This window comes from Nonomuraea sp. NPDC048916 (assembly GCF_040649575.1).
Taxonomy (GTDB): domain Bacteria; phylum Actinomycetota; class Actinomycetes; order Streptosporangiales; family Streptosporangiaceae; genus Nonomuraea.
Genome location: NZ_JBEZFS010000024.1, coordinates 30,282 through 42,465, shown reverse-complemented (window position 1 = coordinate 42,465; position 12,184 = coordinate 30,282). Strand labels below are relative to the sequence as shown.

Annotated in this window: 11 protein-coding genes; 6 read left to right on the top strand and 5 right to left on the bottom strand. The window is 71.7% G+C overall.

Translation table 11 applies throughout. The features are described 5' to 3' along the window. Nucleotides 1-114 precede the first annotated feature (114 nt). Both AB0C16_RS25515 and AB0C16_RS25510 read left to right on the top strand, forming a co-directional pair. Nucleotides 115-1,008 carry an LD-carboxypeptidase gene (locus AB0C16_RS25515; RefSeq protein WP_357686427.1) on the top strand — a complete coding sequence of 298 codons (894 nt, stop codon included), beginning with the start codon at nt 115-117 and terminating at the stop codon, nt 1,006-1,008. Between the two features lie 41 nt (nt 1,009-1,049). Beyond that, the gene (locus AB0C16_RS25510; RefSeq protein ID WP_357686426.1) at nt 1,050-1,913 is read left to right on the top strand and encodes a hypothetical protein; all 864 of its coding nucleotides are present in this window, start codon (nt 1,050-1,052) and stop codon (nt 1,911-1,913) included. Here the strand turns inward: AB0C16_RS25510 and AB0C16_RS25505 are convergent. Both AB0C16_RS25505 and AB0C16_RS25500 read right to left on the bottom strand, forming a co-directional pair. Beyond that, entirely contained in the window at nt 1,910-3,664 is a 1,755-nt protein-coding gene (locus AB0C16_RS25505; protein WP_357686425.1) for a glycoside hydrolase family 15 protein, read from the bottom strand. The two genes, AB0C16_RS25510 and AB0C16_RS25505, sit on opposite strands and share 4 nt — an antisense overlap. Before the next feature lie 55 nt (nt 3,665-3,719). After that, nucleotides 3,720-4,355, bottom strand: a complete 636-nt coding sequence (locus AB0C16_RS25500) for a hypothetical protein (RefSeq protein WP_357686424.1) — start codon at nt 4,353-4,355, stop codon at nt 3,720-3,722. Nucleotides 4,356-4,452: 97 nt separating this feature from the next. On the opposite strand from AB0C16_RS25500, the gene AB0C16_RS25495 reads away from it, so the two are divergent. Then, nucleotides 4,453-5,883 carry a PLP-dependent aminotransferase family protein gene (locus AB0C16_RS25495; RefSeq protein ID WP_357686423.1) on the top strand — a complete coding sequence of 477 codons (1,431 nt, stop codon included), beginning with the start codon at nt 4,453-4,455 and terminating at the stop codon, nt 5,881-5,883. Here AB0C16_RS25495 and AB0C16_RS25490 read toward each other — a convergent pair. Next, on the bottom strand, nt 5,867-6,481 hold the full coding sequence (locus AB0C16_RS25490) for a TRIC cation channel family protein (RefSeq protein ID WP_357686422.1): 615 nt from the start codon (nt 6,479-6,481) through the stop codon (nt 5,867-5,869). The genes AB0C16_RS25495 and AB0C16_RS25490 overlap by 17 nt on opposite strands. An 11-nt stretch (nt 6,482-6,492) precedes the next feature. Further along, nucleotides 6,493-7,980 (bottom strand): oligopeptide:H+ symporter, encoded by a 1,488-nt coding sequence (locus tag AB0C16_RS25485; protein WP_357686421.1) that lies wholly within the window; start codon nt 7,978-7,980, stop codon nt 6,493-6,495. Between the two features lie 150 nt (nt 7,981-8,130). Between AB0C16_RS25485 and AB0C16_RS25480 the strand changes: the two genes are divergently transcribed. The 3 genes from AB0C16_RS25480 (at nt 8,131) to AB0C16_RS25470 (ending at nt 11,570) form a co-directional block, all read left to right on the top strand. Beyond that, entirely contained in the window at nt 8,131-9,966 is a 1,836-nt protein-coding gene (locus AB0C16_RS25480) for a long-chain fatty acid--CoA ligase (RefSeq protein ID WP_357686420.1), read from the top strand. 68 nt (nt 9,967-10,034) lie between these two features. After that, entirely contained in the window at nt 10,035-10,937 is a 903-nt protein-coding gene (locus AB0C16_RS25475; protein WP_357686419.1) for a hypothetical protein, read from the top strand. 153 nt (nt 10,938-11,090) lie between these two features. Beyond that, complete coding sequence (locus tag AB0C16_RS25470) at nt 11,091-11,570, top strand: hypothetical protein (RefSeq protein WP_357686418.1); 480 nt, start codon at nt 11,091-11,093, stop codon at nt 11,568-11,570. On the opposite strand, the gene AB0C16_RS25465 is transcribed toward AB0C16_RS25470, so the two are convergent. After that, on the bottom strand, nt 11,545-12,084 hold the full coding sequence (locus tag AB0C16_RS25465; RefSeq protein ID WP_357686417.1) for an Lrp/AsnC family transcriptional regulator: 540 nt from the start codon (nt 12,082-12,084) through the stop codon (nt 11,545-11,547). The two genes, AB0C16_RS25470 and AB0C16_RS25465, sit on opposite strands and share 26 nt — an antisense overlap. Nucleotides 12,085-12,184 lie beyond the last annotated feature (100 nt).

The window sequence follows — 12,184 nt, the reverse complement described above, 5'->3', positions numbered from 1 at the left end:
ACGTGTACGAGCCAATGTCGGTGTCGGTGCTCACAAGAGCCGGCATCTCCGCCGATCGGGTGGCGAACGAGCCGATCGGTCAGGTCCTGCCCGTTCTCGTCAAGGAGTTGATCGATGCGGCAAGGTGACACGGTCGCGATCGTCTCGCCGTCGGGCCCGCCGGACCCCGTCCTGCTCCAACGCGGGATCGGGCGGCTGGAGGAGCTCGGGCTGAAGGTGGTGACCGGCGAGCACGTGCTCGACCGGCAGGAGCTCGACTTCCTGGCCGGGCCCGACGCCGCCCGCGCCGCCGACCTGCAGGCCGCCTGGTGCGATCCGGCGGTCCGCGCCGTCTTCTGCTCCAGGGGCGGGTACGGCGCGGCCAGGCTGCTCGACCTGCTCGACTGGGACGCCATGCGGGCGGCGGGGCCCAAGGTCCTCATCGGGTCCAGCGACATCACGGCGCTCCATCAGGCGTTCGCCGCCGAGCTGGGCGTGCCGACGTTGCACGGCCCGATGCCGGCCTGCTCGACGATCGCCGGCGAGGAGGGGCCGGAGCCCGCGTCCTGGGAGCACCTGCGGGCCGCGCTCTTCGGCGCGGCGCCGCCGGTCCGCGCGGAGCGGGCGCTCGCGCCCGGCCGGGCCGAGGGGGTGCTGACCGGCGGCAACCTGTCCCTGCTCGCCTCGCTGTGCGGCACCCGCTACCAGCCGTCGTTCGCCGGGAGGATCGTGCTGCTGGAGGACATCGGCGAGGAGCCCTACCGGATCGACCGCATGCTGACCCAGCTGCTGCAGGCGGGCGCGTTCGCCGGGGTCCGGGGCATCGTGCTCGGCTCGTGGGTCGACTGCCGCGATCCCTTCCCGGTCCTGCGCGAGCGGCTGCTGCCGCTCGGGGTGCCGATCCTGGCCGGGCTCCCGGTCGGCCATGGATCACCACAGCTGAGTGTGTGGCTTGGGGCGCTTGGTGTTATCGATACCGAATCGTGCTCGCTGGCTGGCATGTTCCGCAATGGCGAGCAGGCAAGGTAGGAGAGACAGATAGGGACGAAGCGGACAGAAGGGGACACGGCGTGTTCAGACGCGGCCGGAAGCCCTCGCGCAGGGCGGTCGAGGATGTCGACCTCGACTCGCTCCTCGCGCTCGTCGCCGAATCTCTCGGGCACACCTGCGTGTTCTCCGCCGACGGCGGCTCGCTGACGCTGGGCGGCGGCCGGGAGATCCGGGTCAGGCTCACCGGCCTGCGCCGTGAGGCCGGCCGCAGAGCCCGCGAGGACTGGCCGACGCTCGTCTCGGAGCACCTCGCCAACGCGGTCGCGGCGGCCGGCGACCTGCTCGACGTGTGCGACCTCGACCAGGTCGGGCCGCTGCTGCGCACCCGCGTCGAGGCGGTCGACGAGGTGCCCGACCTGACCCGGGTGGTGGGCCGCCATCTCAACGGCGACCTGGTGGAGCTGCTCACCGTCGCCTCCCGCCCGGTGCGCCCGGAGGAGGCCGGCTGCTGGCCCGTCCCGTCGGGCGAGGCGCTGGAGCTGGCCGTCGCCAACGTCCGGCGGGACGAGAGGCTCTGTCTGGAGACCATCGAGCTGTCCGGCACGACGGTGACCCGGCTGTCCGGCCGTGACGCGTCCACGGCCACGCACCTGCGCTGGCTGCGCGACTACCTGCCGGTGCCCCCCGACGGCGTGCTCGCCGTCCTGCCCGACCCCTACACGCTGCTCGTGCACCCGGTCGACGGGATCGCCGTGGTGCGGGCCATCGAGCGGCTGCGCGTCCACGCGGCCCGCACCGGCGGGCTCAGCCCACAGGTCTACTGGTGGCACGACCAGCGGCTGACGCTCATCAGGGCCGACGTGGTGCTGGAGCACGGCCAGACCCGCCTGGTCGTCGCCCCGCCGCCGGAGTTCGCGCGGGTGCTGGCCCGCCTGGCCGTCTAGGAGAGAGCCCGCGCCGCGTGGATCAGCGGCACGTGGCTGAAGGCCTGCGGGAAGTTGCCGACCAGCCTGCCGTATCTCGGGTCGTACTCCTCGGCCAGCAGGCCCACGTCGTTGCGCAACGCCAGCAGCCGCTCGAACAGCTCCCGGGCCTCGTCCTTGCGGCCCTGCAGGGCCATCACCTCGACCAGCCAGAAGCTGCACGCCAGGAACGCGCCCTCACCGCCCGGCAGCCCGTCGACCGCGTTGTCGGCCGCCGTCGGATAGCGCATCACGAACCCGTCGGCCATCAGCTCCTTCTCGATGGCCGCCACCGTGCCCTTCACGCGCGGGTCGTCGATCGGCAGGAAGCCCAGCATCGGCATCAGCAGCAGCGACGCGTCGAGCTCGGACGAGCCGTAGGACTGGGTGAAGGTGTTGCGCTCGGAGTCGTAGCCCTTGTCGCAGATCTCCGCGTGGATGGCCGCGCGCGTCGCCTTCCAGCGCTCGACGGGGCCGGACCGGCCGAACTGCTCGACGTACTTCACGGCCCGGTCGAGCGCCGTCCAGCACATGATCTTGGAGTGGGTGAAGTGCCTGCGCGGGCCGCGCACCTCCCACAACCCCTCGTCGGGCTCGTCCCAGTGCTCCTCGACGTAGCTGAGCAGCTCCCGCTGGATGGACCACGCGCGTTCGTCGGCGGGCAGCCCGGAGGTCCGCGAGGCGTACAGGCAGCTCATCACCTCGCCGTAGACGTCGAGCTGGAGCTGGGTGACCGCGTCGTTGCCGATGCGGACCGGGCGGGAGGCCTCGTAGCCGTCGAGCCAGTCGAGCGTCATCTCGGGCAGCCGGCGCTCGCCCGCCACGCCGTACATGATCTGGAGGTCCTGCGGTCTGCCCGCGATGGCGCGCAGCAGCCACGCCCTCCAGGCGGCGGCCTCGTCGAGGTAGCCGTTGCCGATCAGCGCCTCCAGCGTCATCGTGGCGTCGCGCAGCCAGCAGAAGCGGTAGTCCCAGTTGCGCACGCCGCCGAGGTCCTCGGGCAGCGAGGTGGTCGGCGCGGCGACGATGCCGCCGGTGGGGGAGTAGGTGAGCGCCTTGAGCGTGATCAGCGACCGCACCACCGCCTCGCGCCACGGCCCCTGGTAGGTGCACGTGGCCACCCAGTCGGACCACATGGCCTCGGTCTCGGTGAGCTGGGTCTCGGCGTGGATCTGCGGCGGCATCGGCTCGTGGGAGGGATGCCAGGTGAACACGAACGGCAGCCGCTCGCCCGCCTTGACGGTGAACGTGGCGACGTGGGCGTAGTCGCCGCCTCTGAGCGGGACCGGGGAGTGCAGCCAGACGGCGTCGGGGCCGCCGACGGCCTGCAGGTGGCCGTCGGTGCGGCGCACCCACGGCACGATCCTGCCGAAGTCGAAGCGGATCCTCAGCTGCATGGACATCTCCACGGTGCCGGAGACGCCCTCCACGATGCGGACCACGTCGGGGTTGACGTCACGCGGCGGCATGAAGTCGATCACCCGGACGGTGCCCGTGGGGGTGTCCCACTCGCTCTCCAGGATGAGCGTGTCGGGACGGTAGCGGCGCCGGGTGGCGGGCCGCCGGCCGACGGGGCCGAGCCACCAGTGGCCGTTGCGGTCGCTGCCGAGCAGCGCCGAGAAGCACGCGGGGGAGTCGAACCGGGGCAGGCAGAGCCAGTCGATCGAACCGTCTCTGGCGACCAGGGCCGCCGACTGCATATCCCCGATCAGGGCGTAATCCTCGATCAGCATGCCCTCGACGCTACTCGGTGGGGGCGACCGCGAGGCCACCTTCGATCATGTCGCGTCACGATCGAGGCGGTCGCGCGGCCACGCCTGCGGGGGACAGCGGGAACCAGCGGGTGAACGCCTGGGTCAGCGGGCCGATGGCCAGGGCGAAGACCAGGGTGCCGAGGCCGACGGTGCCGCCGAGCAGCCAGCCGGCCGCCAGCACCGTGATCTCGATCAGGAAGCGGCTCAGCCGCACGGACAGGCCCAGCCGGATCAGCCCGGTCATGATGCCGTCGCGCGGCCCCGCGCCCATGCCCGCGCCGATGTAGAACACGGTGGCCAGCGCGATCGACACCACGCCGAGCGCCAGGTAGAGCCAGCTCAGTGTCCAGTGCGCGGGCGCGGGCAGCAGGAAGAGGGTGGCGTCGGCGAACAGGCCGACGAAGACGACGTTGCTGATCGTGCCGAAGCCGGGCCGTTGCCGCAGGGGGATCCACAGCAGCATCACCAGCGCGCCGGCCACGATGATGACCGCGCCGATCGACAGGCCGGTCCTGATCGCCACGCCCTGGTGGAAGACGTCCCAGGGGGCGTTGCCCAGCCCGGAGGTGATCTGCAGGCCGATGCCCGCGCCGTAGAGCGCCAGGCCGCCGTAGAGGCGGAGGAGGCGGGCGGGCAGGGTGCCGAGGTAAGGGACGGTCGTTTCGCTCATAGTGTTCCCAGGATGGCGCGCACCGGCTTGCCATTCCAGAGCCAATCATGAAAAGTGGCCTTATGGAGGTATCTAGCCGCATGAGGTGTCCGGCCGTATGAGGCATCTGACCGCGAGCCAGGTGGCCAGGCTGGCCGGCGTCTCGCCGGACGCCAGGCCCTACTACCGGGCGCTGGCCGGCGCCGTGCGGACGCTCGTCATGGACGGCCAGATCCCCGTGCGCGTGCGGATGCCGGCCGAGCGGCACCTGGCCGACACGCTGAAGGTCAGCCGCACCACCGTGACCGCCGCCTACGACCTGCTGCGCGAGCAGGGCTACCTGGAGAGCCGGCAGGGCTCGGGGAGCTGGACCGCACTGCCCGACCCGGCCGGCGCCGCGGACAACCCCTGGCTGTCGACCGACGGCGACGGGCTGATCCAGATGCGCGCCGCCGCCCCTCCCGCGCCCACGGCGCTGCGCGAGGCGATGGCGGAGGCGGTCGAGGACGTGCCCAGGTACGGCATGGGCAACGGCTACGACCCGATGGGCCTGCCCTGCCTCAGGGAGCGGATCGCCGCCCACTACACCGCGCGCGGCCTGGCCACCCGGCCCGAGCAGATCCTGGTCACCACCGGCTCCCAGCACGCCGTCCAGCTCGTCATGGGGCTGCTGGCCGGCCCCGGCGTCCCGGTGCTGGTCGAGTCGCCGACCTACCCGCACGCCGTCGAGGCGGCCCGCGCGCACGGCGCCCGGATCGTGCCCGTCGGCGTCTCGTCCGAGGGCTGGCAGGCCGACCTGGTGGCGGGCGCCATGCGCCAGTCGGGGGCCCGGCTGGCCTACCTGATGCCCGACTTCCAGAACCCGACGGGCGCGCTCATGGACGACGCCATCCGGGCCGCCGTGGCCGGTGCCGCCAGGCGCGCCGGCACCACGCTGGTGATCGACGAGACCTGGTCGGAACTGGCCCTGGACGAGGTGCCGCGGACGGCGCCCATGGCGGCGTTCGACGCCGGCAGCCGGATGATCAGCGTCGGCTCGGCCTCCAAGCTGTGGTGGGGCGGGCTGCGCATCGGCTGGATCCGCGCCACCGCCGCGCTGACCAGGCGGCTGGCCCAGCACCGCGCGAGCGTGGACATCGCCAGCCCCGTCCTGGAGCAGCTCGTGGTCGCCCGGCTCTTCGACCGGCTGGAGGAGACCAGGGCCGAGCGCCGCCGCACGCTGCGCGCCTCGCGCGACGCGCTCGTGGCCGCGCTGCGCGAGCGGCTGCCCGGGTGGAGCTTCACCGTGCCGCGCGGCGGCGGCACGCTCTGGGTCCGGCTGGACGCCGGCTCGGCCCTCTCCCTCGCCGAGGCCGCTGCCTGCCACGGTGTACGCCTCGCGCCCGGCCCGTGGTTCGGCCTGGACGGCACCCTGGAGGGCTACCTGCGGCTGCCGTACACGCAGCCGGCCCGGGTGCTGGAGGAGGCCGTCGGCCGCATCGTCACCGCCCGTGACCTCGGCCCGGTCGGCGCCCTCCGCCCGGCGAGCTGCCTCACTCCGACGGTTTGACGCCCCGGGCCAGCGGGGCGCGCCACTTGAAGCGCATGGCCCCGATGCGCAGGCCGAAGGCGAGCAGGGCCGCCGCCAGGGTGGCCGGCCAGCCGTACAGGCCCGAGGTGAACAGGGCGGCCATCGCGGCGGAGCCGAGCAGCGCGGGCACCGCGTAGAGCTGCCGGTCGTACAGCAGGGTCGGGATCTCGCCCGCCAGCACGTCGCGCAGCATGCCGCCGCCGACGCCCGTGGTGACGCCGAGCAGGGTCGCGTGCAGGGGGCTGAGCCCGTGCCCGAGCGCCTTCAGCGTGCCGAGCGCGCAGAACAGGCCGAGGCCCGCGGCGTCGAGCACCAGGATGGCGGGCATCACCCGGGCCACGTGCGGATGCCAGAAGAACACGATGGCCGTGGCCGCCAGCGGCACGAGCACGTAGCCGAGGCTCTGAAAGGCGGCGGGAGGGACGTTGAGGATGAGGTCGCGCAGCACGCCGCCGCCCAGCGCGGTGATCTCGGCGAGCACGCCCATCCCGACCACGTCGAGCCTCTTGCGCACGCCCATGAGGGCACCGGACAGGGCGAAGACGAAGATTCCTGCGAGATCGAGAAGTTCGGGCACGGTGGCCATCTTTACCCGATCGGCGGCGTGACCGGCACATGGTGCTCGGACATCATCGCCCGCAGCCTGCGGGTGAACATGAGCAGCGCCAGCCCGGCGACGATCGCCATGGCGGCCAGCAGCAGGTAGTAGGCGGGCTCGGACATGACGTGGCCGAGCCGCCCGGTCTGCCCGCCCACGGCGTCGCCCACGGACACCGCGATGAACCAGATGCCGAGCATCTGCCCCTTGAACGCCCGGGGCGCCAGCTTGGTGGTGACCGAGAGGCCGACCGGGCTGAGCGACAGCTCGCCGAACACCTGGATGAGATAGACCAGCACCAGCCACCACACCGACACCTTGCCGGTCTCGGCCAGGGCGGCGGCCAGCGCCATCACCACGAAGCTCAGGCCGACCATGACGAGCGCGAAGGCGAACTTCTGCGGCGTGCTCACGCGGGTGCCCAGCTTGACCCAGAGCGACGCGAAGACCGGCACGAAGATCATGATGAACAGCGGGTTGAACGACTGCGTCGCGGCGGCCTGGATGTCGACGCCGAACAGCGACAGGTCGGTGTTGTTCTGGGCGAAGAACAGCAGCTTGCTCGGCGCCAGGTCGTAGATCATCCAGAAGATCGCGGCGGCCACGAACAGCCAGATGTACGCCTTCATCCTCGAGCGCTCGTCCTCGGTCAGGTCGTGGCTGCCGAACAGGATGTAGGCGAAGTAGGCGACCGGCACTGCCAGGATGACCATGGTCACCGCCACCGTGAACCGGTCGAAGGTGAAGGTGCCCGTGGCGATCCAGACCGCCATCGCGGCCACGACGGCCGGCGCGATCACCGCGACCAGGCGGGTGACGTGCCCGCGCTCGCGGGGCGTGAGCGGCATGCCGGGCCGGTCGCCGACGCCGCGCAGGTTGCCGCGGCCCAGGACGTACTGCAGCAGGCCGAGCGCCATGCCGACGGCGGCGGCGGCGAAGCCCAGATGCCAGCGGTCGTCGCGGGCCAGCCAGCCCACCACCAGCGGCGCGAAGAACGCGCCCAGGTTGATGCCCAGGTAGAACAGCGAGAAGCCGGCGTCTCTGCGGCCGTCGTCGCCCTCCGGGTAGAGCTTGCCCACCATGACCGAGATGTTCGGTTTGAGCAGGCCGGTGCCGGCGATGATGAGCAGCAGGCCGAGCCAGACGAAGACCGCCGAGCTGACCGGGACGGCCATGCTGATGTGGCCGCACATGATGACGAAGCCGCCCCAGAAGACCGAGCGGCGGGCGCCCAGGATCCTGTCGGCGATCCACCCGCCGGGCAGCGCCACCAGGTAGATGAGCGCGCCGTAGACGCCCACCACCGCCTGGGCGGTCTGCTGCGACATGCCGAGGCCCTGGTGGGCGGGCGAGGCCGCCATGAACGTGGCCAGGATCGCGCGCAGGCCGTACCAGCTGAAGCGCTCCCACATCTCGGTGCCGAACAGTGTGGCCAGACCCCACGGGTGCCCGAAGAAGGTCTTGCCGTTCGTACTCATGCCCGCCCCCCGGCCGCACGAATGCGCGTGTGCGCCCATCACTCTACGTGACGGATCGGTTTCTTTCCTCGCGGGGTCTTGCCGCTACCTCGGTGTTGTGGTGCGATGCATGCCACCTGTGCAAGTGATTACTGACTGGAGGCGGGTGCCATGGCGGATGTCCTCGAGGTGCGGGCCGAGATCGAGCGTGAGATCGCCGGCCGTACCGTATGCGAACAGCTGAGACAGGTCGCCGAGCGTCATCCTGACGCGCCCGCCTACTCCGACCCGGTCGAGGGGGGCTGGAGCACGCTCACCTACGCCGAGGCGCGCCGGCGGGTGCTGGAGATCGCCGCCGGATTCGTCGCGCTCGGGCTGGAACCGGGCGACTCGGTCGCCCTGATGATGGTCAACCGGAGCGAGCACGTGCTGGCCGACCTTGGAACGGTGCACGCCGGAGGGGTGGGCTGCACGGTCTACTCGACGTTCGCGTCCGATCAGATCGCCTTCGTGGCGGGCGACGTGGGCGCGAAGTTCGCGGTGCTCGGCGGGGCCGCCGACCTGGCCCGGTGGGAGCCCGTCCTGGGGCGGCTGCCGGGGCTGCGGAAGGTCATCATGCTGGAGGGCGCCCCCGCCGACGAGCGCTTCCTCGCGTGGGACGACTTCCTCGAGCTCGGCCGGGCCGCGCTGGCCGAGGACCCGTCCGCCGTCGAGGCCCGGTCACAGGCGGTGACCCAGGACGACGTGGTCACCGTCCTCTACACCTCGGGCACCACCGGCATGCCGAAGGGGGTGCCGCTCACCCACCACAACGTGTTCTACGAGGTGGCCTCGACCGACCGGCTGACCTCGCTGCCGACGCAGGGCACCCAGATCTCCTACCTGACCTACGCGCACATCGCCGAGCGGGTGCTCAGCCTCTACCTGCCGCTGGTGAAGGTCTCCCACGTGCACTTCTGCACCGACCTGGCCAACCTGGGCGCCACGCTCGGGCAGGTCAAGCCGATGATGTTCTTCGGCGTGCCGCGGGTGTGGGAGAAGATGATGGCCCGGCTGCAGGCGGTCCTCGCCTCCCAGCCCGCCGAGCAGCAGGACGCCGTACGCCGGGCCATGGCGGCGGGCGTCGCCTACATCGAGGCCGGTCAGTTCGGCCACACCATGACCCCCGAGATCCAGGCCGCCTACGAGCAGGCCGACCAGTCGCTGCTGTCGATCATCCGCGGCATGATCGGCTTCGACCGGGCCGAGTGGACCGCCACCGGCGCCGCGCCGTTGCCGGGCGAGGTGCAGCGGTTCTACGCCGGCCTCGGGCTGAAGGTCATCGACGTGTACGGCATGACCGAGACGACCGGCGCGTTCACCGGCAACAGCCCGGCCTGCTACCGGCTCGGCACCGTGGGCCGGGCCGAACCCGGCGCCGAGGTGCGCATCGCCGACGACGGCGAGATCCTCACCCGCAGCCCGCTCAACACCCGCGGCTACCTCGACCGGCCCGAGGCCACCGCCGAGCTGATCGACGCCGACGGCTGGCTACACACCGGCGACATCGGCTCGGTCGACGAGGACGGCTTCTACCGGGTCGTGGACCGCAAGAAGGAGCTCATCATCACGGCCGGCGGCGAGAACATCTCCCCGGCCGAGATCGAGAACCACCTGAAGGAGCACCCCCTGATCGGCCAGGCGCTCGCCTACGGCGACGGCAGGCCCTACCCGGTCGCGGTGCTCACCCTGGACGGCGAGGTTGCGCCGGGCTGGGCCGGCTCCCGCGGCATCTCCTTCGACTCCCTGGCCGAGCTGGCCGAGCACCCCGACGTGCTGAAGGAGGTCGAGGCGGCCGTGGCGGCGGCCAACCTCAAGCTGGCCCAGGTGCAGCAGGTCAAGCGCTGGGCGCTGCTCGGCGCCGAGTGGACGGCCGAGACCGAGGAGCTGACCCCCAGCCTGAAGCTGAAGAGGCGGATCATCCACGCGAAGTACGCCGACATCATCGAGGGGCTCTACGCCGGCTGACGGGTTTTGCCTTCCGGGGCGTGTGTCGTGGACCTGGTCATGACCGTGCGGTTTCTACCGTCTGGACCATGACCAGAAGACTCCTTCTCGTCTCGCTCGCGGCGGGGGCGCTCACGGTGCCCGCACCGGCGTACTCCGCCGCGACCGAGCTCACCATCCGCGAGATCAACGTACGACCGGCCGATCCGGTGGTCGGAGCGGGCGACTCGGTCCGCCTGCTGGTCGACGTGATCGTCAAGGGGGCACGGGGCCGGGACGGGGTGACCATCAAGGTCGAACCCGGCACGCCGCCCAAGCCCCCCCTCGCCGCCTCACCCGGCCCGGCCCCGGTGACCTCGGCCGTGTCCGCCCCGCAGGTCGCCTGGGACCGGACCAGGCCGGACGGGCGGCCCGCCATCAGCATGCCGCCGGCGGAACGCAGGCCCGAGCCGCGGCCGATCCAGGTGACGACCCCGGCCGTGGCGCGGCTGGCGGCCCCGCCCGCCCCGCCCGCCTCGCCGGTCGCCGGCCGTATGACCGACGGCTGGGAGACCTGGCGGTTCCTGCCCGACAAGGGGCTCAACCGCTTCTATCCGGCCGGCACCTGGACGGTCACGGCGACCGCCAAGGGAGCGGACGGGACCACCGTGACGGAGTACGCCTCGTTCCAGCTGCGCAGGCAGACGAGGCTGACGGCGGTGCGGGCGTCCAGGGCGCGAGGCGCGGAGTCGGTGCGGGTGGAGGGCTCCCTCACCAGGGTCGGCCCGAAGGGGGTCGTCGACTACGCCCCGTTCGCCGGGCAGGAGGTGGAGATCCTCTGGCGGCAGGACAGCACGGGCGCGTGGCAGCGGGCGGGGGTGGCGACCACCGGCGAGAGGGGCGACTTCGGCGCGACGGTGACGGGGCGGTCCGGCGGCTACTGGCGGGCCCGCTATCCGGGAACCGGACACTACGCGCCGGCGCTGTCTTCAGTTCAGCAAATCTCCCAATAAACGACAAAGCGCTACCGCGCGGTTCGGTGTGACCGGCCGGTCGTTGTGAAATCGTGATCAACTTTACCGAAACTTTTCCTTACTCTTACGCGTCATTGGCGTTGACGCGCCTCGTCTCGATGCGCGTTCGATACGGGGAAGGAAGTTGATCTCATGATGCGACGACTCGCCGCCGGGCTGGCGGCCGCCGCCCTCGGAGTCACGGTGGCAGGGGCGGCCGCCTCACCGGCGCTGGCCGATCCCGGCCCCGACGACGGTCACACCCAGCTGGCCTTCGACGCGAGCCCCGAGCCCGCCTGGCGCGGCAACCCGCTGACGCTCACCGGCAAGCTGTCGGTGCGCTGCGACGACGACTACATCGACGGTTTCGTGTCGGTGCACCACGCCGACTACTGCAGGGACTCGGAGTCGTGGCACCGGCTCGGCTGGAAGCGGATCGTGATCCTGTTCCAGCCCGCCCGCAGCGGCAAGTGGGAATACGTCGAGACGGTCAGGACCAGCCGCAAGGGCTACTTCCACACCAAGGTCCCGGCCTACACCTCGGGCACGTGGCGCGCCGTCTTCGAGGGCGACCACCGGCTCGAGCCCGCCGAGGCCACCGACTGGGTCAAGGTCGTCGGCCACCGCCGCTGACCGCCTCGCCCGCCCGCGCCCGGCTCCCCCGATCGGGGGCCGGGCGTCTCGCGTCCCGAGGGGGCGTCCCCCCGAGGTCGTCGCGGGTCCAGGAGCCCAGCACCAGCAACGTCTTGGTGCCGGTGACGTTGCCGGTGCGGCGCAGGTCGTCGATCACCCGCTGGAGGTGGCCGAGGTCGCGCACCCGGATGTGGATCAGCGCGTCGGGGTCGCCGGCGATGGTGAAGACCGCCTGGACCTCGGGCGCGTCCGTGGCCGTGCGGACGATCTCGCTGACCGGGGTGGAGCCGACGTAGCGGAGCTCGGTGAACGCCTCGACGTTCCACCCGAGCTTGCCGTAGTCGATCTGGACGGTGAAACCGGTGATCACGCCGAGCTCCCGCAGCCGGTCCACCCGCCGCTTGACGGCGGCCACCGACAGGCCGACCTCGCCCGCCATCTCCGAGAACGTCCTGCGCCCGTCCTCACGCAGCAGGCGCAGCAGCCGGTGATCGATGTCGTCTATGTCGGTCATGCGAACGTCTCGGTCATGCGCAACTCCTCCGCTGGGTGAAACGAACAGTAGCCGAGCAGAGAAAGCCCGCAAAGAGTTTGCGTCTTCGTCGCGCTTTCCC

Coding starts and splice junctions, on each gene's coding strand:
- AB0C16_RS25515 (WP_357686427.1), top strand. CDS start 115: ATGCGGCAAGGTGACACGGTCGCGATCGTCTCGCCGTCGGGCCCGCCG.
- AB0C16_RS25505 (WP_357686425.1), bottom strand. CDS start 3,664: ATGCTGATCGAGGATTACGCCCTGATCGGGGATATGCAGTCGGCGGCC.
- AB0C16_RS25500 (WP_357686424.1), bottom strand. CDS start 4,355: ATGAGCGAAACGACCGTCCCTTACCTCGGCACCCTGCCCGCCCGCCTC.
- AB0C16_RS25495 (WP_357686423.1), top strand. CDS start 4,453: ATGAGGCATCTGACCGCGAGCCAGGTGGCCAGGCTGGCCGGCGTCTCG.
- AB0C16_RS25485 (WP_357686421.1), bottom strand. CDS start 7,980: ATGAGTACGAACGGCAAGACCTTCTTCGGGCACCCGTGGGGTCTGGCC.
- AB0C16_RS25480 (WP_357686420.1), top strand. CDS start 8,131: ATGGCGGATGTCCTCGAGGTGCGGGCCGAGATCGAGCGTGAGATCGCC.
- AB0C16_RS25475 (WP_357686419.1), top strand. CDS start 10,035: ATGACCAGAAGACTCCTTCTCGTCTCGCTCGCGGCGGGGGCGCTCACG.
- AB0C16_RS25470 (WP_357686418.1), top strand. CDS start 11,091: ATGATGCGACGACTCGCCGCCGGGCTGGCGGCCGCCGCCCTCGGAGTC.
- AB0C16_RS25465 (WP_357686417.1), bottom strand. CDS start 12,084: ATGACCGACATAGACGACATCGATCACCGGCTGCTGCGCCTGCTGCGT.